The sequence below is a fragment of the Pantoea sp. EEL5 genome (assembly GCF_049892805.1).
Taxonomy (GTDB): domain Bacteria; phylum Pseudomonadota; class Gammaproteobacteria; order Enterobacterales; family Enterobacteriaceae; genus Pantoea; species Pantoea ananatis.
Window position 1 is genome coordinate 25,506 of sequence record NZ_JBNDNJ010000008.1, and the last position, 24,212, is coordinate 49,717.

The following is a 24,212-nucleotide window of genomic DNA, read 5'->3' on the forward strand; positions in this document are numbered from 1 at the left end:
TTTCGTATGTAAAAGCTCTACCCCCGGTCTAACTTTCCCCTGAATCATTTAAAACGCATCAGGCCGTTCATCAGATTCGGATTAATCCCGCAACAGTCCGGGATGCTGACCCTGATGAAGCCTTTTTTAACGTACCGGCATTCGTAAATAGGCGGTACCGGTTCTGATGAACAGAGGGCAGTTCCGGGATCTGTTATTTCCCCAGCGTCCTGTATCGCTGCCTGAAGCTCAGCTCCGGTTTCTGACAGTCTTTAAAACGGAACCATGTCGCTGCTCAGTGCGGGCACCACATGAGGGTGGATCGTCTTTAAGGCAAAAGGAGGATGGATGGACCGTATTACTCACGAGCTGCCGGGTGAGGCCAGCGCATCTGCAGAGATGCGGTTTAATGAAGATGAAAACGCGTGGCTGCTGACTCTGCCGGAAACACGGGCAGAAGGACATCTTGTACCGGCCTGCACGATCGTGGCTGTCCGGACGGTTTCGGAAATTTTCCGTCCGTGCGGCGGCGATCGCTATGAGGCTGAGCATTCCTGCTCGCTTTTTCTCAGTAGCCAGTATCAGGGCAGTCTCCTGAACCAGACTTTTGCGGCTGTGCTGAAAACCTTCGTCCGTCCGGACGGCAGTGAGTATTCATTTCTGGATCTGACCGGCGGGGATTTCGTTATTGACAGCAGACTGAGGGGGCGCGGTTTGGGATCCTGGATCATGCAGCAGCTTGTCTGCTGGGCCAGAACCCTGCCCGCGGATATGCGTGTCCGCCGTATCAAACTTTCAGTCCGGGACGATGCTGATGAAGAAAATTACCTGCGGCGTGAGAACTTCTGGCGCGGGCTGGGTTTCCGGTTTGCAGAGAACAGTGATAAGTCCTTTTCTTTGCGTATCCGTGATCTCCGGTTCCCCAGAGGCCGGCGCTCTTCGCTGGCTGCCGTTCGCCTGGACCTGGCCGTCAGCGAGCTGAGCCGGACGTGCACGCAACAGCAGCAAGAGCTTGATTACCTGAAGGCGAAAGTGGCAAGGCAGGCTGAACGTATCTGCTTCCTGACTGAACGTCAGTGGAAGGTGCGTCTTGTCACGGGGCTGTGGGCCGGGCTGTTTTTTCTGCTGAACAGGGCAGACCGCCTGTTTAAAAGAACGAAGGCCGGCCGGCCGGACGACCTGCCTGATGACCGGAACCCGTCACAACGGAGACATGACCATTAACACTGATCTGCAGATTTACCCGACACAGGCGTCCGCGGTGACCCCTGCTTTACTGCCCGTCGCGATCGATTATCCGGCGGCGCTGGCGCTGCGACAGATGGCTGCGCTGATTGACGACTTACCCAGATACCTGCTGGCGCCGGAGGTCAGCGCCCTGCTGCACTATGTGCCGGACCTGCACCGAAAGATGCTGCTGACCACCATGTGGAACACCGGCGCGCGCATCAATGAGGCGCTGGCCCTGACGCGGGCCGACTTCACCCTGACGACGCCCTACCCGTTTGTGCAGCTGGCCACCCTGAAACAACGTGGTGAGAAGGCGGCCCGTGGCCCCGGGCGCGCGCCGTCCGGGGTGGTGCCGCACCGGCTGGTTCCGCTGTCCGATCCGCAGTATATCGCCCAGCTGGAGATGATGGTCGCCACGCTGCGGATCCCGGTCGAACGGCGCAATCCTGACACCGGCCGGACCGAAAAGGTGCGGCTGTGGAGCGTGGCCGACCGCACCGTCAGGACCTGGATCAATGAAGCCGTGGCGGCCGCTGCGGCTGACGGTGTGACCTTCTCGGTGCCGGTGACGCCGCACACCTTCCGGCACAGCTATGCCATGCACATGCTTTACGCGGGGATCCCGCTGAAGGCGCTGCAGAGCCTTATGGGTCACAAGAGCCTGAAGTCAACTGAGGTATACACGAAGGTCTTTGCGCTCGATGTGGCGGCGCGTCACCGGGTGCAGTTTCACATGCCCGGAACCGACGCAGTGGCTATTCTTAAAAAAACCTGACAGCCAATACCCCGCGTTTCAGGATGTGCACCTCTACCCGGCCGTTTCGGTACGCTGTGAAGAAAAGGCTGTCGAGTAAAATTCTAATCCAGTGAAAGTCGTCCCGCACGGGATTCACGGGAAGGACCGGACGGCGCAGTTGCAGAACAACGTCCCGGGGGAAAATGTCACGCACCGTCCGGCTCAACATGAAATACCACGGCCTGCGTAAAAAGTCACCGGATGCCGGTGAAGCACAGAAATGGTGTACTGTTGCTGCCGTGAACTTACATCGTTTTTAACCGGGGCCTGCAAAAGACGAGGCGTACTGCTGTGTATTACTTTCAGCGGAGTAATTCCAGCCCCCATTGCTGACAGCAGGCACTGATATCATGGGATGACTTCAGCATCACTTTGGGAAGAGTGCTTTTGCAGAAAAGCTCTCTGTGACGGAGCTGGTTTTTAGGCGCAGTCAGCGTGATGTATTTGAGCATTTCCCAGGTCACGTTATCCTTTCCGGTATAAAGACCACCGATTCTGGGAATCGACGAATAGCACCGCTTTATATATCGCAGCAGTGCCAGAGGCATCGAAACATCCAGCAGTATCAGCCCAGTGGCACGCGCAAGTCGCTGCTGTAAGCACTTCGTGTAATTACCATCCATCACCCATTTTTCCGTGTTCACGGCTTCGGTATGTAATCGATGAAAATCTTCTGATTTCCTGGGGATCCATTTTGTACCCGGCTGGTGATGGAGTTGGTCCAGATGGATTAAAGGCAGAGATGTTTTGGCTGCTATCGCGCTGGCCAGCGTGGATTTACCGCTGTTGGAGGGGCCCAAAATGCAGATGCGATGGCCGAGTTCTTCCAGTGACACTGATATATCCATAAATCACCCCCGATCACTCGTGTCCCATGTAAACCCGGCTATCTTAACATATCTATCTTATCTGCCCTCCCCTGAGACACTGGCGAACGGGGCCTGAGCGGCTGAGGCTGACCGGAAACGTCAGGGATGAATTGTGGTTTATAGGCTGAGAAAATAAAGCGTATTTACCCCTAAATAAAGGGTCCAGCCTGCAAAATGTCATAGTACTGTCGTGAAAGGTGCCAGGGGGAAGATTCAGGAGGTATACTTAAATTAGCTATGTGTGTTCATATAATTACTTTATATGAAGTCCTGAAGTGGCATCAGACTTAGCGGCTTTTAAAACTTTTGCAGCTATATAGCAAACGCAGGTGCTTAACCAGGAAATGAGCGACGTGCAGCACAGGCTGGCCATTTAGCCCTTAGGATAAAACGGGCCAGGGGATGTGAATAGCCTGGTGTTTGTCTGGCAACATTATCACTACTAAGAGTTCGTAGCTTTTCAGAGATAATCCTGATTTCAATGAGACGCCGTACATTTGAATGCTGAATTATGAACACTCACATTTGTCAATAGCAGAACAATATATTACGGGATGGCGTTTCAATCCCCGAATACTGAACAAACACTAAGTAAAATCTCTTTATAATTTTACATTTATAACAAAGTGGTATCTTTAATGTTACTTTATTGAAAGCCTTTATCAGACAAGGTTTTTTATGTTTTTTGGTGGTGATAATCCGGGGGTTTGATAAGTATTTATTATGTTTAATTTTACAATTCAACGTTTTGAAACATTTCCAACATACTGTGCTTGCACATTTTTACGCTTTAATATGCTGTTTTTAAATGATTTTGCTGTTTTTTGTAATTTTAAGTAAATTTTTTTCTTATAAAACAGAAGGTTTCTAAGCTTATAAATTTTTTTGACTTGGGCCAGGGTAAACATTAATTTCATAGCAACTGAGTAGCGTTTCTTCTCAGTAACTCCCGATAAATAACTTTTAAAAGGATACAATCATGAAAATGATCAAACGCAAACCAACTACCAAACGTGTTGATTTCTCAGTAATGTACAACGCGTAATATGGCGAAGAAGGAGGCTGCGGCCTCCTTTTTTATGCATAAAAGGAGCTGAAATGGACCTTAACAGTTACGCAGCGAGCATTCCCCTAGAATACCTTATTTTGCGTCATTATGTTCTCCACTTTCTTGATGATAAAGCTCTCACTGTCCATGACAGAAATTTCCTCTACCCCCTTGAAAATATAGACAGAACCGAGCTTTCACTAACAGATAAAATGGATCCGGATAACCAAATCCGGTATTTTTTGGCCGACAGAACCCTTAAAAAGGTCAGTGAGTTTGCAAAAAAAATAGCTGAGCGCGGTACAAAAGAAGTGAGAATTAATCTGATTCACGCTGAATCAGTGCTGATCAGACACTTTGCTCAGGCGCTGAGCAGAATGAAAGTAGAAACCGCATTTGAAGAATTTGCGGAGCAGAAATCACAAAATGAACTGACCCAGAATGAAAAAAATCTTATTACACAGTTAATCAGAGGTTATTCAGGAGACGAGCACTTTGTTATTGGCGGCATAAAAAAAATCGTTAACTGCGGCGACGTGTTTAGCGCTGAGTACCTTCTGGAGCACGGCCTAAAGTACTTTAAAAGTTTTGAAACAGCAAATGCTAACCTTATCGGCACTATAAAAAACTGCGTTAACAAGCCTATTGAAGCGGAATACTATTATCTGAAGATTAAAGAGCAAAATGACCCTCTGGCTTTAGTGGTGGCGAACTATCCTCTTTCAATGCTTTATCTCAGGCATCACAAGCAAGAGAAACGTAATCTTGAAAAAGGAAAATATTATCTGACAGAAGCTTATGATTATATACAGAATGGAGGGCTTGACTCACTCAGCAAAGAGGACAGGGAATTTTATACTGTCTTTAACCGTAACGGATATGGTCTGATTCTTTTCCGTGAAGGTAAAGTTAGTGAGGCTATCAGTTTACTGAACTGGGGAATTGAGACCCTTTCAAGTGATACCCCCAAACACCACATGCACCGGTCAGTCATACTTTATAATGTATGCCAGTGTTATAAAAAAATCAGAGATTTTGATTCAGCTATAAATTGTTATAAGCAGCTTCTGGAGATTGATTATGTATTTCCGGAATATCATCTAGAGATGGGACTATGCCTTCTTGAAAAAGGTGATCTGTCTGCTTATGAAACATGTCTGAAGGAAGCGCTACGGCTTAATCCTTATCACAGTGACAGCCACTACTATTACAGCCTTTTCCTTGCGGATAGAGAAAATTATGAACTCGCTGAGACTCATGCTGAGCTTGCATGGCAACTGACCGGCGATGATATTACTGCTTATAATTATGCGTATATGCAGTCACAACGAAGCTGTTACAATAACTTACATATGATGCAACCTAAACGTGACCTCCATATTTTTCCGGAATGGATCGTTCTCAAGGCCGAAAGTGACTCCCATCAGTCTCTGGAAGCCGCGGCCAATACTCTTCGTGCAGGTATTGATATTTTCCCGGCGAGTTCTGAATTAAAGCTGAACCTCGCACAAATCCAAAACGATCATGAGCATGCTTAAAAAAATATATTTACTTAATATACTTTTTCTTTTTCCAATGTGGATGTCTAAAACTATCCAGCCTCTCTACTGGAATATTGAGGGAAAACTCAGCCTCTTCTCTGCATCTTATGTAGCAATGGCGGTGGCTGGTACCTTTTCTATGATTTATGCCTCAATGATCAGGAAAGCAGGGATAAGAAACGCTTTGCTATTAGGATATCTTTTTTACGGGGCAGGCCTTATCCTGCGGGCTTACCCTGTTAATTTTTCTGTCGCTGTACTGACAGGAGTGATTGCCGGTATAGGCGCCAGTGTGACCGGTCTCGCTCTTAAAGGGCTCATTCTTGAAGTGCGTGAAGAAAAGAGAAAACAGGTAATACTGCAGACAGGAAACATTAACACACTTTCTCAGAGCCTGGGTGCGCTTATTTCAGGTCTGCTCGTTAGCCTGTTAGCTGTTTTTTTTAAAGATGGTTATCAGCAAACGCTTATTGTTACCGGGGTTATAACCGTTGTGGGTACGTTTTTTCTCCCTGGTGAGAAGGAAATCAAAAAAGTAGAATCTGTTAGCGCAGGAAAAAAAATCTCTGCCAGAGAAGCGTTCAGGGCTGTGAATAAAAAACTCTACACCTCAATTTTTTTTGCATTTTTTGTTCATGGTGCCTGCTGGGCTGTAATTATTCCTCTTATTCCGGTTTATCTGAAAAATATTGCACTGTCACCGGGGGAAATAGGTCTGGTTATTTCTTTAGGCGTTGTTTCCGGTTTTTTGCTTAAGAATCTTTACATATTTTTAAGCAAAAATGCAGGGCGAAACTATTCACTGGCAGTATTTACTGCATTGACCTGTTTTTCTCTTTATGTTTCATTCCGTTTTCTTGGTCTCAATGAATCACTATTATACAGCATCAGTATTGTAACTTTCTATATGTTCAGAACAGTGCTTTTGATGTTAATCGACATGAAAGAGGTAGAAATTGCCAATAAAGGTAATTCCATGGCAATATTTGGCATCCGTCAGACCGCGTTTTTGACTGGAGACGTAGCAGGTGGCATTGCCATGCCCTATCTTTACAAGGGAATGATTTTGGCTAACCATTCCTTAATTTTTATAATGCTCATACTCTTTGCCTCTTTTATGATTGTTTCCTGCTCAAAATTAAGTGAAAGAAAAGAATGGAACGAAACGCACAGTTAATGTTTAAATTATCGCCCTTGTTCATGCAGGGGAATGTGTTATTCCTCTCAGACTATGATGGGAATTTTTTTAGTTTCGAAACTTCATCTGAAGATTTGTCCGCTCGAGAGTTGGACTTTTCTTTCTGCTGCGATTCTTTTTACCTTTATCAGGAAACGGTTAATGATAAGAAACTCTGTTTTTTTAGTAATCATATTTCCTGCCATTCATTTGATGTTAGTGAGGATATAGAGAATCTTTCCGTACTTTTTGATGATGACAAAATCATTGTTTTTCTCTTTTTTTCAGAAGAAAAAAATAATACTGAAATCAAGTGTTATAATGGTTCCGGAGAAATCATTAAAACTGATCTTGCTACGACAAATTATGCTCCAGGTATGATATACCACTATTCTGGCCTCCATATAGATCTGGAAAAGAACTACGCCTGGTTCGGCGAGGGTATTGATAACTTATTTTTCGACGAAATCCTTTCTGTTTCAGAGGCCGGACTGATTGTGTCTTCAGAAGCAGAGGACGGCCATGATACTATTTTTATTCCTTTCGTAAATGAACTTGCCTTCAGGCTTCCGATCCCTTTTTCCGGAGTGCTTTCAGCTTCCTTCAACTTAGAAAAAAAAGTTTTTTACCTCTCAGTTGCGGACAGTGGTCAACAAAAGATTGCGGAGATAGATGCCATAAATGGCCAGACTATCAGAATCGGAGATGAACTGTATGGCTCGGCAAGTCTGTTACGCGACGGTAAAGATACGTTGGTATATGTCACAGGCAGCCGCGAAGGAATTTTCTTATACAATCCTGTAAGCGGCATTTCTCGTGTGATTGTTCCAGGCATGCTCGCTTGTAGCAGGGTTTATTATGAGAATGAGAGAATAAAGGTTACCTCCCTTGTTACATCACATCATCCCCGACTTAATGTTCTTTTTTTTCATGGTGGTCCGGAATCCTGTGAGTGGGATACTCCACGTCAGCCGAAAGTAATTAATGCTTTCAGGGATCAGGAGGTTAACTATCATATTATAAACTATGCCGGCTCTTCAGGATTCGGCAGACGCTTTCGAACAGTAGCCGATCAGAATGTCCTTAACGTGACTATACCGGCAATCATTGAATGGATAAATGGAAGCCAAAGCGGCACTGAACTGCTTTTCCTTGGGGGCAGTTTCGGCGGTACCGTTTTGCTGGAGTTGATAGCCAGAAAGGCTGAGATCAAGGCAAACATAGAAGGATGCGTACTGATTAACCCGCTATTGGATATGCCTTACCATATCAGACGGGTTATAGGTGCAGGGGGTGATCTTGAATTTTTCAGGAACAAGTTTTCCCAGTCAGATAATGAGCAAATTGTTATGAAACGCTATGCAGGTGCGCTGAACACTTTCAGCGGAAAAACCCTGCTCATTCTTGGTAGGCGGGATGAAATTCTGACGATACGGCCTGCCCTTGATCTTTTAAGAGTGCTTAGCGAAGCGGAAAACATGACATGTTCAATCGATGACGGGGGACATTCCTCCCTGAGCCATTTTCCTTTCAGGAGCAAAAAGATCGTTGATTTTATGTATCAAATACTGTCAGAAGGCAGAACGTAATCCGACGAAATGGCTCTTGGCCGTCGGCTACCCCACACTCAATGAGTGCTGTTTCCGGTTATTCAGACAGACTTTGGGAGCTGGCCGGCCAGCTTGAAGCCGCCGGTTTTATCCGGAAGCTGAAATGGGATGAAAAATACAAGCGTATTCGTTTTGTCCCGCACAACCGGTCCGTCTTCATGACGGAATAACCCCTCCTGACATAAATCCTGCACACAGCGGCTTTTACCCTCTGTGTTCAGGATTCCTGTCTTTATGCTGAAATGGCTTGCTGTAATCGTGATTAACCGTCACAGGCTGCTTTTTGACTTTATTCACTGCATGCTGCACACACCGCTTCTGTTAACTTCCGCAGATCCGAAAAAAGGGAGAACCGGATCTTCTCCCCGCCACCGGCGGTTTTCTGCGCAGTAAACCACATGTTGTGGCTAACCTTGCTGTACATGACACCACATACGGGATGCGTCAGCGGAAATCCCCCCGGAAAACCCCGCTTCCGCCCGCCCCGCCGCCGTGTTACCCTTCCGGTTACTGCCCGATACGGAAAAAGTCGGATCCGGCGGAGAACGGCTTACGGCAATTGCGGGGCGGGAATATTAGCAGGATCACAGATAAGTGCGTTATTAACATTGTCTTCACTTTTTCATGAGTAATCAAAATTAGTTGACTTGGTGATAATTTATTTTAGGGATATTTTGCAAACGTAATAAAAGGAAGTTGCATGTGTGATGATTGTAGGTGTGAAGAAAACTATTTCGAAGCTCTTGTGTGTGTTGCCGCCTATCTTCAACCTTGGAACCCAAGGATGTGGTTGAGATGCGTATTTGGTGATGATGACAGCATTGCACATTCAATTTCACGAAGCGTGACAAGTTCTGATGGTTATGTGCTGGCCATCTGGAATGGCACAGGCCGGGGCTGGCGTCTGAGGAAAGATGCTGCAGATGGAAATGATTTTCCTGTTGATTCTGCAGATAAGCGTTTTACAGAGCTTACTGAAGAATTGCTGTTCCAGCTTGATACTCTTTATTTCTGAATACGGACTATTAAACAGTAGGGAGTGCCATTTTTTGACAGCAGGTATTTTGGCAGACGGCATCGCCTTAGCGGCATCACATCCGGTCCAGGGGCAGCCCATCTGGGGAAACGTGGCCACCGGGCTGATCACCGCCGGGGCGGCGATTGTTTTTGAAGGGTGATACAGCGTTATCGGCTTGATTTAAATAAAACCGTGGATTTACAGAGTGAGGAGAATGGTAATGGCTGATACACCTGCATGGGTTAACTTTGGCACCGCTGCACTTGGTGGAGCGCTGGCGATAGCTGGCGGCGTTGTGACGCAGTGGCTTAGTGCTAGAAAAGAGTCTGTCGAAAATGCACAACGTCTTGCATCTGACAGAGCATTTATTGGCAGTCAGGTAATTATCATTCTGGCCGAGTATCGAGACATTTGCTATGAATTTTCATGCGATCCCGGGGAAGAAAGCAGGATTATGAATCCCAGGCCGGGCATGCCAGATTTTTCTGGAGTGAAGGGAGACTGGACTTCGCTTGATGGTGAGCTGCTTTTAAGAGTTCACCGCCTTCCTTTGCTGCGCAGGCAGTACGAACGTGAACTAAACGAGGTGCTTGATAAGCTGAGCGAAGTTGAGTACCTGCCTAATGCCACAACACTGTTTCGTAAACTGTACGATGAATGCGATGCCATTATTGCTCTTATGATGATTAAGTGCAGTTTGCCTTCACCTTGGGTTCTGGATGAAACAGAATAAATGACAAGCCTTATTAGCTTTGGGAATACAACACCGGCCATATCGGCTTTGCCGGTTGCTATCGACTACCCAGCGGCGCTTGCACTGCGTCAAATGGCAAAGCTGATCGATGACCTGCCTAAATACCTGCTGGCGCCGGAGGTCAGCGCCCTGCTGCACTATGTGCCGGATCTGCACCGGAAGATGCTGCTGACAACCATGTGGAACACCGGCGCGCGCATCAACGAGGCGCTGGCCCTGACGCGGGCCGACTTCACCCTGACGCCGCCCCATCCGTTTGTGCAGCTGGCCACCCTGAAACAACGTGGCGAGAAGGCTGCCCGGGGCCCCGGGCGCGCACCGTCCGGCGTGGTGCCCCACCGGCTGGTTCCGCTGTCCGATCCGCAGTACATCGCTCAGCTGGAGATGATGGTCGCCACGCTGCGGATCCCGGTCGAACGGCGTAATCCCGACACCGGCCGGACGGAAAAGGTGCGGCTCTGGAGCGTGGCCGACCGCACCGTCAGGACCTGGATAAACGAAGCCGTGGCGGCCGCTGCGGCCGACGGTGTGACCTTCTCGGTGCCGGTGACGCCTCACACTTTCCGGCACAGCTACGCGATGCACATGCTTTACGCGGGGATCCCGCTGAAGGCGCTGCAGAGCCTGATGGGCCACAAGAGCCTGAAGTCAACCGAGGTGTACACGAAGGTGTTTGCGCTGGACGTGGCGGCACGGCACCGCGTGCAGTTTTCGATGCCGGGCAATGAGGCTGTGGCCATATTGAAAGGTGGGGCTAGCTGACCAGTTCAACTTTGTACTTAATTAAAAAGTATAGGGTAATTACTTGTCATTCATGCTTGCATTTTTGAGGTCTACCGGTTGTGCATCTGTGACATACAGAACGCTTTTTACGGTATGAACCTCAATGCTGGATGTGTCCATTTGAAGATCTGCCTTTTTGAATAATCTGTAAAGTGCTGATTCAGGTATCTTATTTAATTTATATTCATCCATGGGGACGATGGAAGCACGTGGTTCATAAAAGTCATCTTCGGCATTTTCATAAAGACTGACCTTATATTTAATACCATCAGCAGCCCCGTTCCTAACTCTTGAAGATTTTCTGAAAAGAACAACATTGTATTTCCCGTCCCTCTTTTCAGTGGGATGCTCACTTTGGGTAGAATGAAACATAATACCATCAAGTTCTAAAGGCGCTGAAATACTGAGGTATTCCGATACAGCCTGCGTAATAAGATATTCACTGTCAGATCTGGCAGCTGAAACAGGAATGGTCAGCTTCCTTGAAAGAGTTTTGAGAAATGAAGTTATATCTATCTGTTTTCGGGTTTCAGGATTGAACAAACTGCCTTCCTTGATAACAATATCTTCAAGAGCAGATAAATCGAGAATGCGCATGGGATGAACCGGTCTGAACTGGCAGACGACAACTGTACTGCCCACGGCTGGACGGACTTCTGCAATAGCAGTTTCCTTACTTGTCGCACCATAGAATACCGGTACTCCAGGGGCATTCATTCTTCCTGCGCGTGCTTTAGCGGAAGGCGGCGGTCCAAAATTTCTTTCAGGATGCTCCAGTTCGGCTTTAATCTCATCATAATCATTGAAAACTCTGGCCCGAAAAAACACATCACCAGGGCCTAAAGTTTTTATTGTTGCACCAGAAGAGTTAAATACCTGCTCAACGCCGGAAAATATATCGTCAAAGAAACCACGCAAATTATCATTGAAATACCGACTTTCAGTTTCAAGCGAAGTTTTTATTTTCTTCCATGTAAAGTCAAATTCCGTAATTTCATATGCATCTCTAACATAAACATAAAACTCGCTATATACCTCATAGTCATACTCGTTATGTTTATCATAAAGAAAAGAAAATATATCTGAACTGGCTTCTTCGTCAGTTCCCAGTTCCTCGCAAATGATTTCTTCTGCGGTTGAACCAAAGGAATAATGCTCAATTTCATGATGGGAACTATAATAATCATTAAACACCTTGTGCATCATGTCTGCTACTGAACCAATCGCTATAGTGCTGGTAGTTTTATTGCAGTAACTACAGGTGGTGTTTTCTTCGCCCGTTATTTTTATTAACTCGCTCACGTATTCATCTTCGATGCAGTTGTGACAAATTATTTTTTCTTCATCATCCATTTTGGCACCTTTAAATCAAAGCATGTATTGTAGTATAAGTCATCAGAATATTTGATAGGTTACAGTCTATGTGCTGGCCGGCTGTAAATAAATCAATAAATGAAAGTCATTCGGAGCTAATCAATTTGATAAGGTTTTTTATATCATTGTCGTTAAGCATGAAAACAGGCGCAGGCCCGGAAATGCCATTGCTATTCATCACGGCTAAACCGTGATACATGCCTCTTGTAAAACTGAAATCCTCAGAATCTTCAGGCAGTTCAAAGTATCCTCCAAACTGCATGCCACAGTTTTCATAGAATGGAACAAGTTCGGGTGTACAGATAAGTGTCATGTTGCTTAATTCACTAAGCAGGCCATTAGTCAGTTGAGTACCGATCCCTTTTCCTCGGGCAGATTCATATACGAATATTTTATGACAGTATCGTGCAAAGGACGGATCTGGATGTTCAAAAAAAATGGCATAGCCATTGAGTTGTTTTTCAGATGCGTTAACTATGAGCTTCAATTCCCCTTTGGCAAAGCATGAGTAGAAAATCTTAGCCACATGCTGAATGCATAAGTCATACTTTTCCTCACTTATTGTCATAAAGGGAAGTATTAAACCCGGCTGTAAAGCAATATCAGAAATTATCCCTTTAGCTTCGTTAAAAAAAACGTGAGCTAAGATATGTTTATTTAAATCATTGTCTTTATTAGATATGTATTCCAAAGATTCACCCTCGTCAGCTGCCCGAGTAAAGCCAGGCCGATTAGTTACGGGAAAAAAATCATTATCTACTAACTGAGATATTTGCTGATTGCTTCAATTGCAAGAGGAGCTACTTTATCAAGGCCTGCATCCATCAATTTACCGCCTGCTTTACTAAGCCAGCTGTAAACTTTTGGCAGAAAGCTGGCTTTGTCGGCGGGCAGAGGTTCACTATCTAAGGTGACCTTCAGTTCGGCGATATCATCTGCAGCGAACCCCAGTTCTTTTAGTCTGTTTTCAAGCGCGCTAAAGTCACCTGTCGCAATCTGTATACTGTTTTGTTGAGAAAAGTCATGATTGTCTGATCCCATCACCCCTGCGTTGTTTACTGTTCCGCTGAAGTTAAAGTTATTTGTCGTCATAGGCGCTCTGTTTTTGTCCTGTTGTGAAAACTGAAGATTTTCGCCAAGTATTCCTTGCTGTTCTAGTTCAAGAGACCATGACAAAAGCCGGTTTCGTACCTGCTCAGTAATATTAATCAATTTATTACTTCCGATTACCCTGACGAGACTGAATCTCAGGAATTCAGGTTGTGAGGCTTGCAAACTGTGTGAAAGCTGTGTGGGTAGAGGAAAGTGCATATCGTGTTTAGGAGAGACAGATTCGAGTTCTCCCAATGATTGCTTAATATAGATTGTTGACAGCTTATCTTCTAAATCCTTGCTTGGTACGGGAGCCTCCACAAGTCCATGCATTGGATGAATGGCTTTCAAAATACCCCTGACCTTTCTGTACTCCGGGACTATTTTTTCAGCATAGCCGTTTAGTTCATTATCAATCCACTCAGAAACATCCCTAAGCTCAAGCTTTGATGCAATTGCTTTTGCCATTCTCAGCAGAGTTGTTACTGATGTTTCGTTGTCCAGAGCCATTGCCTGAAACTTAAGCACCATCGAGTCATTCATCAAAACACACCAAAGATTATAAAAATCGATGGTTAAACTTACTGCTAAAACTCGGAAGCGACAACAATATCTTATAAGATATTTTTACCAATCTAGAGAACCAGAACACGGGGACTATGCATCCCCTGCTCTGCAGCTACCTAAGGCGAAAAAACTACCCTTAAGAAGCTGCGTCAGAAAAAGTTTTTTACAGAACTACGGATTTGATGGTCTCTCAGTCACAAAGAAATAGACTTTTCAACTTTGTAAGATCATCGCAGGCATTCCCGCGCGTTCGTGCGGTGAAATATAAAAAATTACCCACGAAGGAAGATGCTGACTGACCTTTTGTAAGAAATCATAAGCCATTCGAACCCTGTCATCATCAGAGAGAGTAGACGGTTTATCGAAGGCGTCGGCCACGAAGCTCGAGTTCAGGCCGTCAGGACGGATAAGGTAGCTTTTACCCGTGGCGTTTGGGGTGATGAATGCCGGCGTACTGACAACTTTTTCCGGATCATGGAATTCGGCGAAGAAAGCGCAGCTGGGAAGTTTTATCCGTTCGATAAAAGGAACATTTTTATCCGGGAATTCACAACCCGCTGCTGAATCAGCAAAGTGAACTACGACAAAGCGCGGAGCAGTAATTTGCAAGGCATATTTGTCTATCTAGCCATTGTCCCCTGCTTCGTTTTTTATCTCTCCAATCGGGCGTTTTGTTTCCTTCAGCGTGGTCAGTACGGCTTCCTGAATCGTATTTGCCAGAACCGTAGATGCCTGTTGGGGGCTCTTAGCCAGTTCTGTGGGGATCCATGCCAGTATGCGGTTAAACCACCAGTCTTCAGGAGCCATTCCCGTAGGCGTAAAGCGTAACAGCGGAGCCAGTGGAAGGGTTGACTCATTTAACGTCTGAGCCGATTTTACTGGATAAGACAGATCGTAATCTTTGCGGCTGTATAGCGTGCTGAGCTGTGGATTAAACTTTGCATCCTCGAATGATGTCATGCCTGCAGCGGTACTGATATTCCACGCCAGGCTGTGAGCATTTTCATATTCATAATGCCGGTCTGAAACATCACGTACACCTGAGCATGCCGATAAAAGCAGCATCATTATTGAAGCAAGCGTACCTGGCAGATAATTGCGCATTTATACTCCAGTTATTGCAGTGAGGTTATGTGACTATCGGCCAGTATTTCCAGGAGTTTAACTACAGTCCTGCCCTGTACGTTTATTTTAATCAAAATTAAAATTTTGTCCTTCTGAGTTGCGTCAGGGAAACTTTTTTTGCTGAACAAGAGGCTTTGTGTATTTTTAAACGACGTAGCAGGGTTTTTATCATCACGCTATTGGCATTACCTTCCCAAAGCTGGCATGCAAATTAGTGGCTGATATTTGCCACAGCATTATTGATTCTGTTTTGGTTTTTTTATTAACTGTTTTCTTAACCGGAGGTATCAGTATGGCCATGTCTCTTGTAAGGAAAAAAAATCCACGGGGTGCTCATATTCGTGGATTAACGGATGATGAAGAACATGCAGTACATGACTTTTTTGGGCGAGGCAGACCAGAAAAGCGTCTCATTGCAGAAACGGTCATACGGACCATGCGTCAGAAAGAAGCATGGCTGCAGTGCAGCTGCGTGCCGGGTGAATCTCCGGCGTTGAACAGTGCCAAGATGAGGGAAGATACACGTAAGCTTTTCCTTTCAGGTTTTAACCACGAACATGCCCTTACCTGCCCCATGTACCGTGAATTTAAAGCGGAGGATGATGAAGGTGCAACGCGAAGCGGCACCAGAAAATCACCGGGCAGCAGAAGGGTTAATTATCGCAATTTTCTCCCTTCAGACGATACGAACGTAACAATTCATGCCGCAGGAACGTCAGCAGCTGCCAGCCCTGACAGAACACGACGTAAGCGCCGCACTAGTCTGGCCAGAGTGTTACTGACACTTTTAGATGATGCCGGATTTAACAAAATCGATCACTTACATCCGAAACCTACAAGACCTCTCGTCGAATCCCTTCGCCTGTTAACGGCTATAACCGATGAACAGGAATTCATGCGCGGCCGCCCTCTTTCAGAAATTATTCTTTTCAAACCCTGGATGAGTCAGCATGCGCTTGAAGCGAATATGGTGAAGCTTGAGAATCCTGATTCCCGCTGGCCTGCTAAAAAAGCACGGGTTTTCTACCAGATTTTTGTCGCTGATGAAGTCAGCCGCGATAAAGCTGTATATGAAATCCGGGGTGATAAATATCATTTTATGCCTGAAAAAGGCGTCAGCATAAACGGAGAATCGCAGGATGGCGTTCGTCCACCTTACCTGGTCATTGCGTCATACCGGCGTTCATCTACTGGTGAGGTTATTTGCAGCGAGGCTTACGCGCACGCCATATACAGTCGCACCTGTCCCGTTCCTGTAGACAGTAATCTTGAACGACAGACGCTCGACAGCCTTTTCGAAGCAGCAGAGTGGTTGTCCAGGAAAAATTCAGCGCCAAGGTTATCACTGGAACGTCCTCTCTTCGATATTGAGGTCACCGTTGACGAGGAGAAAGGTTATGTTCTTCCTGACTTTCTGGTTAATGTGATTGAGCCAGATGGCGTCAAACATGACGTTGTAATCGAAACTATGGGTTATAAGGACGAGGATTATTGTGAGCGAAAATCTGAACAACATAAAGGTATGCGTCAGATAGGGGTATTAGTAACGGATCCGCAAAACTGGCCTAATGAACCCGACAAGACTTTCAATCGGTTCATTTTTGGTAAACTTCAGCACCTTTAGCATTTCTTCTGCTTACGCCTGCCCTGCCCCTCCCATGCATACTTGGCAGTGAGTAATTCCGTTCAATCGTAACTCCGTTAAACACCCTGCTTTGCAAATTTTCATCAGGTTTGCATTATTGGTGTTGCTTTGCATTAAATATCAAGATTTAATATAAAAATGCAAAGTTAATTAAAGGGTGTAGGTTATGAGTTTAAAGACAACATTAGACCAATGCATTACTGCCGGACATGCTATGACTAAAGCTATCGCCGTTGCACAGTTCAATGATGACAGCCCAGAGGCTCGAAAAATTACACGTAGGTGGCGTGTAGGTGAGGCTGCAGACCTTGTAGGTGTAACACCTCAGGCCATACGAGACGCTGAAAAAGCGGGACGCTTGCCCTATCCTGATTTGGAGATGAGAGGACGCGTCGAACAGCGAGTCGGATACACCATAGATCAAATAAACCATATGCGAGATGTGTTCGGAACTCGTATTCGTAGGCCCAATGAAAGTATGCCACCAGTCATAGGTGTAGCAGCACATAAAGGGGGCGTTTATAAAACCTCAGTTTCTGTTCATCTGGCTCAGGATTTGGCTCTAAAGGGGCTAAGGGTATTACTTGTTGAAGGTAACGATCCTCAGGGCACAGCCTCTATGTACCATGGTTGGGTGCCTGATCTTCATATCCATGCTGACGATACTCTCCTGCCTTTTTATTTAGGTGAACGAGATGATGCCTTCTATGCCGTTAAGCCCACATGCTGGCCAGGCCTCGATATTATTCCTTCCTGCCTTGCTCTGCACCGGATTGAAACAGAACTGATGGCGCGTTACGACGAAGGAAAGCTGCCTACAGAACCCCATATGATGTTGCGACTTGCAATGGAATCAGTCGCTCAGGATTACGATGTCATTGTCATAGACAGTGCACCTAATCTTGGCATCGGCACTATCAATGTTGTGTGCGCTGCGGATGTTTTGATAGTACCTACTCCCGCTGAACTTTTTGACTATACCTCTGCTCTCCAGTTTTTTGATATGTTGCGCGATTTGCTCAAAAACGTTGACCTTCAAGGCTTTGAACCAGATGTACGCATACTTTTAACTAAATATAGTAACAACAACGGTTCGCAGTCACCGTGGATGGAAGAGCAAATCCGTGATGCCTGGGGCAGCATGGTGCTCAAGAACGTAGTTCGTGAAACGGATGAAGTTGGAAAAGGCCAGATAAGGATGCGTACTGTTTTTGAGCAGGCGATTGATCAGCGCTCTTCAACAGGTGCCTGGAGAAACGCGCTGGCGATCTGGGAACCAGTTTGTAATGAAATTTTTGACCGTCTAATTAAACCTCGTTGGGAGATTCGATAATGAAGCGAGCGCCGATCATTACAAAATCGTCCAGTCCTGTTTCCCCTGCTTCTGAAGCCCCCTCTCAGAGTGCTGCGCCAGTTGTGGGATCTTTGATTTCGCGTGTAGGAAACATGTCGAAGGGTAATACGATTGTTTTGCCAGTTTGTGGGCGTGATGTAAAGTTCCTTCTTGAAACGATTTCGCCTGATGATATTGCTGATGCTACCTGCGTCTGGTCCGGCAATGAGCGTCTACAGGATTTTTTAACGGAATCTGCTCTTGATGATTTGATCCCTTCTTTTCTTACGAGTGGACAACAAAACCCAGCATTTGGACGTCACCAGAATAATTCCATTCAGATAGCTGATGGCAGCAGGCGCCGTATGGCCGCGATACTAACTTCTACATCTTATCGTGTATTGGTTGGTGATCTCGATGATGAGCAGATGAACGCGCTCTCAAAGCTAGGTAACGATTACAGACCTACCAGTGCTTACGAGCGCGGCAAGCGATACGCGCAGCGGTTAGAGAACGAATTTGCCAATAACATCTCTGCCTTAGCAGATGCCGAAAGCATCTCACGAAAGATAATCTCGCGGTGCATCAATACATCAAAACTCCCCAGAGAAGTAATCGCTCTTTTCTCTCACCCGGGTGAACTTTCTGCTCGCGCGGGTGAACAACTTCATAAGTTGTCTGAAGGTAAAGAGGAACTATTAATTGATAAAGCTAAAAGCTTATCTTCAAAGAATAAACAGGGAGATATGATAGGTGCAGATGAATTGATAGAAGCACTTATGAACTGCCTTAGAGAAAACCCTTCTCGAGCTAAAAAAATTGTGCAGAAACGTGATTTTGGACCTGGTGTAACAGCCAGTTATAATGACGACAAAGTTACGATAAATCTGGACAGACGTAAAATACCCGCTGAGCTAATTCAACAACTTGAAGATTTGCTTTCAGAACATTGTGTTAAACCAGCGTGAAATTCATATCGTTGGACCATGATCCCAGTAGCAGTCCCGTAATGACCAACCTGCTGGGACTACGGTTCCAGAGCCATACATGTGAAAACCCGCTCAGTTGGGACCATGGTCCCAGTACTATTCCTGTCATGATCTGTTCAGCTGGGACCACGGTCCCAGTACTAAACCTGCGCTGACCTGTTCAGCTGGGACCATGGTCTCAGTACTAATCTTTTGATGACCTGCCCGGCTGGGACCACGGTCCCAGTACTAAACCTGCGCTGACCTGTTCAGTTGGGACCATGGTCTCAGTACTAATCTTTTGATGATATGCCCGGCTGGGACCACGGTCCCATTGCCAATCATGTGATGACCCGCTCAGTTGGGACCACGGTCCCAATACGAATGCTTTAATGAGCTGATTTGCTGTGACCAGGGGTTAAGATTCACGTCAGAGATTAAGTTGATTCGAATTTATTTGAAGGTGATGGAGACTATTGAAGGTTCAAATACTTTGGGCCGCCAGGGTGGCTTTAGCCAGGGCCTTTTTCTTGTCCTTTCTTTCAGTGAGTAATCTCACAACCACGCTTATAAAAATCCCCGCATCAAGAGCAAAGATGAGAGGCGCCATCATGGTTACTGACCAGAACTCGGCAAACCCATGGGCACCACAGAGATAAGCAATGATGAGTCCGGCATGAACCAGGCCGTTTGGAAGAGAGATGATGATAAGGCCGATATCCGTTTTTCGCATGATTAATGAATCCTGATGGCTTTACATTTTTCAGTAAGTTCGTCTGCAATAGCTCTGTCTTCATTTGAGAGTGAGCCATACTGAACCGGGACAGCATCAACAACAGAACAAGTCGTCTTCAGTAAACTGCTTATTTGCTGCGTATCGATGGTACCTGTAGAGGAATCGTTATTAAGATAAAAAAGACTCAACAGGCAGAGCACAATGCCTGTGCCAACCATGCACAGGGCGGTACGTTCAGAATCAGGCTGGTTAAGATTAATCATTGTTATACCAGTGAGTTGTGGACACGGAAGTTATCACTTATTAGAACATGCGCAGATCGGCCGCGCAATAATCACACAACTCTGGCTGTGGGGATGTCGCTCCAGCGCGTCGTCCACGCCGGTGACAGCATGTCCCGCTTCATCTTCCACTCGGTATCAATTCCCTGACCCGCAAACCATACCCGACCCAGGCCTGACTGGTTGATCCCGTCCAGCACCTGCATCAGCTGCGCGCTGTTCGCCCGCGGCCGGTTGTCGTCAAAGAGGTTGAGCTGGCTTACGCCGTGAGGCGTGAAATCATCAAGCATGACCCCGGCCTTCATGTACCTGTGGCCATCCAGCCAGATGCGGTCCAGCGCGCGCATGGCTACGCCGATGATGTCCCGCGTGTCCTGGGTGGGCAGGGTGAGTTTTTCCCCGGCCGTGTTGCCGTAAAACGTCTCGCCGACCGCATGCGGTGAGGTACGGACAAACACGCTGATGTGCCTGCAGTACTGGCGTTCGGCCCGGAGCTTCTCGGCGGCGCGCGTGGCGTACTGGCAGAGCGCCTGCTGCATGGCCACTTTCGTGGTAATGCGTGAACCGAAACTGCGGCTGCAGACAATCTGCTGTTTTGCCGGCGGCATTTCTTCCAGCGGAATGCATGCCTCGCCGTTCAGCTCACGCACCGTCCTTTCCAGCACCACCGAAAAGTTCTTCCGGATGAAGGCGGGGTGCGTGCGTGCCAGCTCGAGCGCGTTGGTGATGCCGAGCAGGTTCAGCTTTTTGCCAATGCGCCGACCTACACCCCAGATTTCTTCGACCGGCTGGCGCATCAGCAGCGCCTCGGTCCGCTTCGGGTTTCCGGGCGTCAGCGCCAGTACGCCTTTGAACTGTGGCCATTCTTTGGATGCCCACTGCGCTGATTTGGCCAGCGTTTTCGTCGGACCGATGCCGGCGCCAATCGTCAGTCCGGTTCTGGCCAGAACGTGGGCACGCAGCCGGTGCCCGAAGTGCTCAAAGTCCTCACAGCCATCGATGCCGGTCAGATCGAGGAACATTTCATCAATGGAATACTGCTCTACTCTGGGTGTCATGTCTTCCAGAGCTGACATCACGCGCTGGCTAAGGCTATGATTTATGTGGAATGCAATTTAAACAAAAAAAATCAGTTACCATTCCTCTGAAGTTTATTTTCTGAACAGGAATTATTCAGCCTTGAACTACCTCAGTATGCTTACTGACAGGGGGGAAGGTTGAGGGTGGTAAGACATAGTCGGAAAATCGATTTCCCCGCCAGGATTTAATCTGCCACGCTTACTCTGAAGCCCTCAATCGGGCAATGAGTCTTATCCCTTACCCACCCCAATGCAGGAAAAATGATGATAAAAAAATACAGGATCCCGGGACTGACCGCGGTGGCGTTTCTTCTTATCAGCACCCTCGCCGGTGCCGCAGAGGAACGCTGGACGTTTGACGGCGATATCCACAACAATTCCCTTGCTGTCAGTCCCGATGAGAAAACGGCGGTGGCGTCCTACAGTGAGCGCTCTGAGGTGGTGGTCTACGACCTGGCTGCCGGGAAAGTCAGAAAGGTGCTTAAGGGATACGTCACGCCCCGCAATGCGCTTTTCTCCCCCGACGGGAAGGCCGTATATCTTTCAGACAGCAGCCTCGGCGTGGTCAGAAAAATCAGCACCGGGACGCTTGACGTGGAGACCTCGCTGCCGCTGGGGCCCGGGGCATTCGGCACAGCTATCAGCCGTGACGGTCAGCGCCTGTATGTGAATAACGAGGCCGCCAGCACGCTCTCGGTGTATGACCTGACGCACAACCGGCCCGTTGCGGTCGTGACGGGTTTTGCCCAGCCCCGTCAGGGCATAAAAATCAGCCCGGACGGCAAAACCGTCTACGTCACTAACTTTAAGGGCGATAAAATTACCCTGGTTGACGCCGTAACGGGCGAGATTCGCGGCGAGATAACAGGCTTCAGCAAGCTGCGCGCCATTTCAGTCAGCGCCGACGGCCGCACACTGTACGCGGCTAACAGCGGCAGCAACACCATCGCCGTGGTTGACACGCAGAAGCTCGCCATTACGGCAACCATTCCCGTGGGGCAGGATCCTTACGGTGCCGCCCTGACGCCGGATAACCGCTATGTTTACAGCGGCAACCTGGGCGACAACAGCCTCTCCGTTATTGATACCGCCGCCGGTAAGGTGGTCTCCACCGTTACCGGACTGGATGCGCCCCGTCAGGCCATCGTTTTCAGCAAAGACGGTGCCCGCGCGTGGGTGCTGAATAAAGACCTCAGCATTGCGGTCGTTGACCTGAAACAGAACCGCGTCACGGCCACGATTAAAAGCCCGCCGCAGGCCTGATTCAGTCCTTCCCTCACTCCGGCGGTGTGACGGTCCTTCCCGGAGTGGGAGAGTCTAACCACTTTTACTGGTTTATTTTAACTGAATAACCTGTTTTAAAGATTTAACCCGACGTGCCTATACTCTTTCTGTCTACTCAGGAGATTACGGCATGAACGATAAAATATTTACCCTGCATAACGGAGCGCGCCCGCTGAGCGCGCTGAGCAGCCCGAAAGAGGCTATACGTCAGTTCACGCCTAACTGGTTCGCCGCGACCATGGGGACCGGTATCCTGTCTCTGTCTCTGGCGCAGTTCCCCTGGCCGGTTCCGGGATTACGCCTCGTCGCCGAGGGACTCTGGATGTTTAACATCTTCCTGTTCAGCGTCTTTGCCGTGATGTATCTGGCCCGCTGGGTGATGTACTTCGGTGAGGCAAAGCGCATCTTTGGCCATTCAACGGTGTCCATGTTCTTCGGCACCATCCCGATGGGCATGGCCACCATCATCAACGGGCTGCTGGCGTTTGGCCTCCCCCGGTGGGGGGCTGACGTCATTCCCGTAGCGCACGCCCTGTGGTGGCTGGACGTGGCGATGTCGCTGCTGTGTGGCGTGTGTATTCCCTACATGATGTTTACCCGGCAGCAGCACAGCATTGACCAGATGACCGCCGTCTGGTTACTGCCGGTCGTGGCCGCCGAGGTTGCGGCAGTCAGTGGCGGCCTGCTGGCACCGCACATTGCCGACCCCCACGCGCAGCTCGGCATCATTATTACCAGCTACGTGCTGTGGGCGTACTCGGTGCCGGTGGCGCTGAGCATCCTCGCCATCCTGCTGCTGCGTATGGCGCTGCACAAGCTACCACACGAAAGCATGGCGGCCTCAAGCTGGCTGGCACTGGGGCCGATTGGTACCGGCTCGCTGGGGATGCTGGTCATCGGCGGAGATGCGCCCGGGGTGTTTGCCGCGGCGGGCATGCCGGAAATCGGTCATATCGCGCAAGGCGTGGGGTTCGTTGCCGGCATTCTCTTCTGGGGCTGCGGCCTGTGGTGGATGCTGCTGGCCACGCTGATAACCGTGCGATACTTCCGTGAAGGCATTCCGTTCAATCTGGGATGGTGGGGCTTTACCTTCCCGCTGGGCGTGTACACGGTCGCCACGCTGAAGCTGTCCACCCTCGTTGACCTGGCGTTCTTTAAAGGCTTCGGTGCGCTTCTTGTCGTCATGCTGGCCGCCATGTGGCTGCTGGTCGCGGTGAAGACGGTGCGCGGGGCATGGAGCGGGAAACTGTTTGTTTCCCCCTGTCTGGCAGGCCTGGACCGGAAGCCGTGAGTGAAACCTGCACGTCGCTGCTGGACCCGTTTTTACGCGAGGAACGCCTCGCGGCAGTCACCGCGCCGCACGTGGCCGCGCTGAATCGCTGGGTCAGCGGGCTGCGTCAGCACGGCGTGGAGCTGCCGTGGTTTGATCCGGCCGACGGCGGGACCGGGGCCGGACTGCTCGTCCTGCTGCAGTCGCCGGCGCGCAGCAGCCCGTCACCCCGGTTTGTGTCGCGGGATAACCCGGGGCCGGCCCAGCAGAACCTGGGGCGGTTTCTGGCGGAAGCCGGTATTGCGCGCCGGGACAGCGTGCTGTGGAATACGGTGCCCTGGGTCAGCGACGGGCCGCAGAAACGGCCCTCAGCGGCGGACATCCGCAGCGGCTGCGCCTGGCTTGAGGACGTGCTGGCGTATCTGCCCGCGCTGCGCGTGGTGGTGCTGGCCGGTGCCGTAGCGGCTCAGGCCCGCGGGACGGTCAGTCATCAGTGCCCCGGCGTCACGGTGCTGAAGATGCCTCACCCCAGTCCGCTTTCACTTTGCACAAGCCCGGCGGTGCCGGAAAACATCCGCCGGGTGCTCCGCGAGGCACGCGCTGCGCTGGCGGGCTGAGGGTGCCAGCAGAATAATACTGACAGGCTTTCCGTC

23 protein-coding genes and 1 pseudogene are annotated in these 24,212 nt (G+C 48.5%); 15 read left to right on the forward strand and 9 right to left on the reverse strand.

The genetic code is table 11. The features are described 5' to 3' along the window. Positions 1–327: 327 nt before the first annotated feature. Both ACPXSQ_RS20990 and ACPXSQ_RS20995 read left to right on the forward strand, forming a co-directional pair. Entirely contained in the window at positions 328–1,203 is an 876-nt protein-coding gene (locus tag ACPXSQ_RS20990) for a hypothetical protein (RefSeq protein WP_426144319.1), read from the forward strand. Then, a complete protein-coding gene (locus ACPXSQ_RS20995; protein ID WP_426144321.1) occupies positions 1,193–1,984 on the forward strand; it encodes a tyrosine-type recombinase/integrase in 792 nt (263 codons plus the stop codon). The genes ACPXSQ_RS20990 and ACPXSQ_RS20995 overlap by 11 nt, the downstream gene beginning before the upstream one ends. A gap of 323 nt (positions 1,985–2,307) precedes the next feature. Here the strand turns inward: ACPXSQ_RS20995 and ACPXSQ_RS21000 are convergent, their stop codons facing one another. Continuing rightward, complete coding sequence (locus ACPXSQ_RS21000) at positions 2,308–2,853, reverse strand: AAA family ATPase (RefSeq protein WP_423461584.1); 546 nt, start codon at positions 2,851–2,853, stop codon at positions 2,308–2,310. Between the two features lie 1,119 nt (positions 2,854–3,972). On the opposite strand from ACPXSQ_RS21000, the gene ACPXSQ_RS21005 reads away from it, so the two are divergent. The 7 genes from ACPXSQ_RS21005 (at position 3,973) to ACPXSQ_RS21035 (ending at position 10,784) form a co-directional block, all read left to right on the forward strand. After that, positions 3,973–5,460 carry a hypothetical protein gene (locus ACPXSQ_RS21005; RefSeq protein ID WP_423461585.1) on the forward strand — a complete coding sequence of 496 codons (1,488 nt, stop codon included), beginning with the start codon at positions 3,973–3,975 and terminating at the stop codon, positions 5,458–5,460. Further along, positions 5,453–6,640 (forward strand): MFS transporter, encoded by a 1,188-nt coding sequence (locus tag ACPXSQ_RS21010; protein WP_423461586.1) that lies wholly within the window; start codon positions 5,453–5,455, stop codon positions 6,638–6,640. The genes ACPXSQ_RS21005 and ACPXSQ_RS21010 overlap by 8 nt, the downstream gene beginning before the upstream one ends. Then, positions 6,619–8,229 carry an alpha/beta fold hydrolase gene (locus ACPXSQ_RS21015; protein WP_423461587.1) on the forward strand — a complete coding sequence of 537 codons (1,611 nt, stop codon included), beginning with the start codon at positions 6,619–6,621 and terminating at the stop codon, positions 8,227–8,229. Before ACPXSQ_RS21010 ends, ACPXSQ_RS21015 begins: the two co-directional genes overlap by 22 nt. Positions 8,230–8,950: 721 nt before the next feature. Next, on the forward strand, positions 8,951–9,265 hold the full coding sequence (locus ACPXSQ_RS21020) for a hypothetical protein (RefSeq protein WP_426144325.1): 315 nt from the start codon (positions 8,951–8,953) through the stop codon (positions 9,263–9,265). Between the two features lie 34 nt (positions 9,266–9,299). Continuing rightward, positions 9,300–9,428 (forward strand): hypothetical protein, encoded by a 129-nt coding sequence (locus ACPXSQ_RS21025; RefSeq protein ID WP_426144327.1) that lies wholly within the window; start codon positions 9,300–9,302, stop codon positions 9,426–9,428. A gap of 60 nt (positions 9,429–9,488) precedes the next feature. Then, positions 9,489–10,001 carry a hypothetical protein gene (locus ACPXSQ_RS21030; protein ID WP_426144329.1) on the forward strand — a complete coding sequence of 171 codons (513 nt, stop codon included), beginning with the start codon at positions 9,489–9,491 and terminating at the stop codon, positions 9,999–10,001. Continuing rightward, complete coding sequence (locus tag ACPXSQ_RS21035) at positions 10,002–10,784, forward strand: site-specific integrase (protein ID WP_426144331.1); 783 nt, start codon at positions 10,002–10,004, stop codon at positions 10,782–10,784. It begins immediately after the preceding gene. A 39-nt stretch (positions 10,785–10,823) separates the two neighbouring features. Here the strand turns inward: ACPXSQ_RS21035 and ACPXSQ_RS21040 are convergent, their stop codons facing one another. From ACPXSQ_RS21040 to ACPXSQ_RS21060, 5 genes are all read right to left on the reverse strand, one after another. Further along, on the reverse strand, positions 10,824–12,158 hold the full coding sequence (locus ACPXSQ_RS21040) for an RES family NAD+ phosphorylase (RefSeq protein ID WP_426144333.1): 1,335 nt from the start codon (positions 12,156–12,158) through the stop codon (positions 10,824–10,826). A 106-nt stretch (positions 12,159–12,264) separates the two neighbouring features. After that, positions 12,265–12,870, reverse strand: coding sequence for a GNAT family N-acetyltransferase (locus tag ACPXSQ_RS21045; RefSeq protein ID WP_426144335.1), 606 nt, complete (start codon positions 12,868–12,870; stop codon positions 12,265–12,267). Between the two features lie 68 nt (positions 12,871–12,938). Beyond that, positions 12,939–13,814, reverse strand: a complete 876-nt coding sequence (locus tag ACPXSQ_RS21050; protein WP_426144337.1) for a hypothetical protein — start codon at positions 13,812–13,814, stop codon at positions 12,939–12,941. Positions 13,815–14,051: 237 nt separating this feature from the next. Then, positions 14,052–14,447, reverse strand: a complete 396-nt coding sequence (locus ACPXSQ_RS21055; protein WP_426144339.1) for a hypothetical protein — start codon at positions 14,445–14,447, stop codon at positions 14,052–14,054. Between the two features lie 15 nt (positions 14,448–14,462). Further along, complete coding sequence (locus ACPXSQ_RS21060) at positions 14,463–14,942, reverse strand: hypothetical protein (protein ID WP_426144341.1); 480 nt, start codon at positions 14,940–14,942, stop codon at positions 14,463–14,465. Between the two features lie 313 nt (positions 14,943–15,255). On the opposite strand from ACPXSQ_RS21060, the gene ACPXSQ_RS21065 reads away from it, so the two are divergent. The 3 genes from ACPXSQ_RS21065 to ACPXSQ_RS21075 all read left to right on the forward strand — a co-directional run bounded on the left by ACPXSQ_RS21065 (position 15,256) and on the right by ACPXSQ_RS21075 (position 18,909). Further along, positions 15,256–16,587: a hypothetical protein gene (locus tag ACPXSQ_RS21065; RefSeq protein ID WP_426144387.1), complete on the forward strand. Its 1,332-nt coding sequence runs from the start codon at positions 15,256–15,258 to the stop codon at positions 16,585–16,587. A 187-nt stretch (positions 16,588–16,774) separates the two neighbouring features. After that, positions 16,775–17,941, forward strand: a complete 1,167-nt coding sequence (gene sopA / locus ACPXSQ_RS21070) for a plasmid-partitioning protein SopA (RefSeq protein WP_088901125.1) — start codon at positions 16,775–16,777, stop codon at positions 17,939–17,941. Then, positions 17,941–18,909: a ParB/RepB/Spo0J family plasmid partition protein gene (locus ACPXSQ_RS21075; RefSeq protein ID WP_426144343.1), complete on the forward strand. Its 969-nt coding sequence runs from the start codon at positions 17,941–17,943 to the stop codon at positions 18,907–18,909. Before sopA ends, ACPXSQ_RS21075 begins: the two co-directional genes overlap by 1 nt. Positions 18,910–19,393: 484 nt before the next feature. On the opposite strand, the gene ACPXSQ_RS21080 is transcribed toward ACPXSQ_RS21075, so the two are convergent. The 3 genes and pseudogenes from ACPXSQ_RS21080 to umuC all read right to left on the reverse strand — a co-directional run. Next, positions 19,394–19,642 carry a hypothetical protein gene (locus ACPXSQ_RS21080; protein ID WP_426144345.1) on the reverse strand — a complete coding sequence of 83 codons (249 nt, stop codon included), beginning with the start codon at positions 19,640–19,642 and terminating at the stop codon, positions 19,394–19,396. 2 nt (positions 19,643–19,644) lie between these two features. Continuing rightward, positions 19,645–19,908 (reverse strand): hypothetical protein, encoded by a 264-nt coding sequence (locus ACPXSQ_RS21085; protein WP_426144347.1) that lies wholly within the window; start codon positions 19,906–19,908, stop codon positions 19,645–19,647. 71 nt (positions 19,909–19,979) lie between these two features. Further along, positions 19,980–21,035, reverse strand: a pseudogene (gene umuC / locus ACPXSQ_RS21090) (translesion error-prone DNA polymerase V subunit UmuC); the annotation flags it as partial. 234 nt (positions 21,036–21,269) lie between these two features. On the opposite strand from umuC, the gene ACPXSQ_RS21095 reads away from it, so the two are divergent. From ACPXSQ_RS21095 to ACPXSQ_RS21105, 3 genes are all read left to right on the forward strand, one after another. After that, positions 21,270–22,268: a YncE family protein gene (locus tag ACPXSQ_RS21095; protein WP_014606787.1), complete on the forward strand. Its 999-nt coding sequence runs from the start codon at positions 21,270–21,272 to the stop codon at positions 22,266–22,268. 151 nt (positions 22,269–22,419) lie between these two features. Beyond that, positions 22,420–23,580 carry a TDT family transporter gene (locus tag ACPXSQ_RS21100; protein ID WP_014606788.1) on the forward strand — a complete coding sequence of 387 codons (1,161 nt, stop codon included), beginning with the start codon at positions 22,420–22,422 and terminating at the stop codon, positions 23,578–23,580. Beyond that, positions 23,577–24,176 carry a uracil-DNA glycosylase family protein gene (locus ACPXSQ_RS21105; protein WP_014606789.1) on the forward strand — a complete coding sequence of 200 codons (600 nt, stop codon included), beginning with the start codon at positions 23,577–23,579 and terminating at the stop codon, positions 24,174–24,176. Before ACPXSQ_RS21100 ends, ACPXSQ_RS21105 begins: the two co-directional genes overlap by 4 nt. Positions 24,177–24,212: the final 36 nt, after the last annotated feature.

Excerpts from the sequence above, each read along its gene's own strand:
- ACPXSQ_RS21050 (WP_426144337.1), bottom strand. The coding sequence starts at position 13,814 with ATGAATGACTCGATGGTGCTTAAGTTTCAGGCAATGGCTCTGGACAAC.
- ACPXSQ_RS21005 (WP_423461585.1), top strand. The coding sequence starts at position 3,973 with ATGGACCTTAACAGTTACGCAGCGAGCATTCCCCTAGAATACCTTATT.
- ACPXSQ_RS21000 (WP_423461584.1), bottom strand. The coding sequence starts at position 2,853 with ATGGATATATCAGTGTCACTGGAAGAACTCGGCCATCGCATCTGCATT.
- ACPXSQ_RS21020 (WP_426144325.1), top strand. The coding sequence starts at position 8,951 with ATGTGTGATGATTGTAGGTGTGAAGAAAACTATTTCGAAGCTCTTGTG.
- ACPXSQ_RS21075 (WP_426144343.1), top strand. The coding sequence starts at position 17,941 with ATGAAGCGAGCGCCGATCATTACAAAATCGTCCAGTCCTGTTTCCCCT.
- ACPXSQ_RS20995 (WP_426144321.1), top strand. The coding sequence starts at position 1,193 with ATGACCATTAACACTGATCTGCAGATTTACCCGACACAGGCGTCCGCG.
- ACPXSQ_RS21035 (WP_426144331.1), top strand. The coding sequence starts at position 10,002 with ATGACAAGCCTTATTAGCTTTGGGAATACAACACCGGCCATATCGGCT.
- ACPXSQ_RS21080 (WP_426144345.1), bottom strand. The coding sequence starts at position 19,642 with ATGCGAAAAACGGATATCGGCCTTATCATCATCTCTCTTCCAAACGGC.
- ACPXSQ_RS21015 (WP_423461587.1), top strand. The coding sequence starts at position 6,619 with ATGGAACGAAACGCACAGTTAATGTTTAAATTATCGCCCTTGTTCATG.
- ACPXSQ_RS21100 (WP_014606788.1), top strand. The coding sequence starts at position 22,420 with ATGAACGATAAAATATTTACCCTGCATAACGGAGCGCGCCCGCTGAGC.
- ACPXSQ_RS20990 (WP_426144319.1), top strand. The coding sequence starts at position 328 with ATGGACCGTATTACTCACGAGCTGCCGGGTGAGGCCAGCGCATCTGCA.
- ACPXSQ_RS21065 (WP_426144387.1), top strand. The coding sequence starts at position 15,256 with ATGGCCATGTCTCTTGTAAGGAAAAAAAATCCACGGGGTGCTCATATT.
- sopA (WP_088901125.1), top strand. The coding sequence starts at position 16,775 with ATGAGTTTAAAGACAACATTAGACCAATGCATTACTGCCGGACATGCT.
- ACPXSQ_RS21030 (WP_426144329.1), top strand. The coding sequence starts at position 9,489 with ATGGCTGATACACCTGCATGGGTTAACTTTGGCACCGCTGCACTTGGT.
- ACPXSQ_RS21085 (WP_426144347.1), bottom strand. The coding sequence starts at position 19,908 with ATGATTAATCTTAACCAGCCTGATTCTGAACGTACCGCCCTGTGCATG.
- ACPXSQ_RS21010 (WP_423461586.1), top strand. The coding sequence starts at position 5,453 with ATGCTTAAAAAAATATATTTACTTAATATACTTTTTCTTTTTCCAATG.
- ACPXSQ_RS21095 (WP_014606787.1), top strand. The coding sequence starts at position 21,270 with ATGATAAAAAAATACAGGATCCCGGGACTGACCGCGGTGGCGTTTCTT.
- ACPXSQ_RS21040 (WP_426144333.1), bottom strand. The coding sequence starts at position 12,158 with ATGGATGATGAAGAAAAAATAATTTGTCACAACTGCATCGAAGATGAA.
- ACPXSQ_RS21060 (WP_426144341.1), bottom strand. The coding sequence starts at position 14,942 with ATGCGCAATTATCTGCCAGGTACGCTTGCTTCAATAATGATGCTGCTT.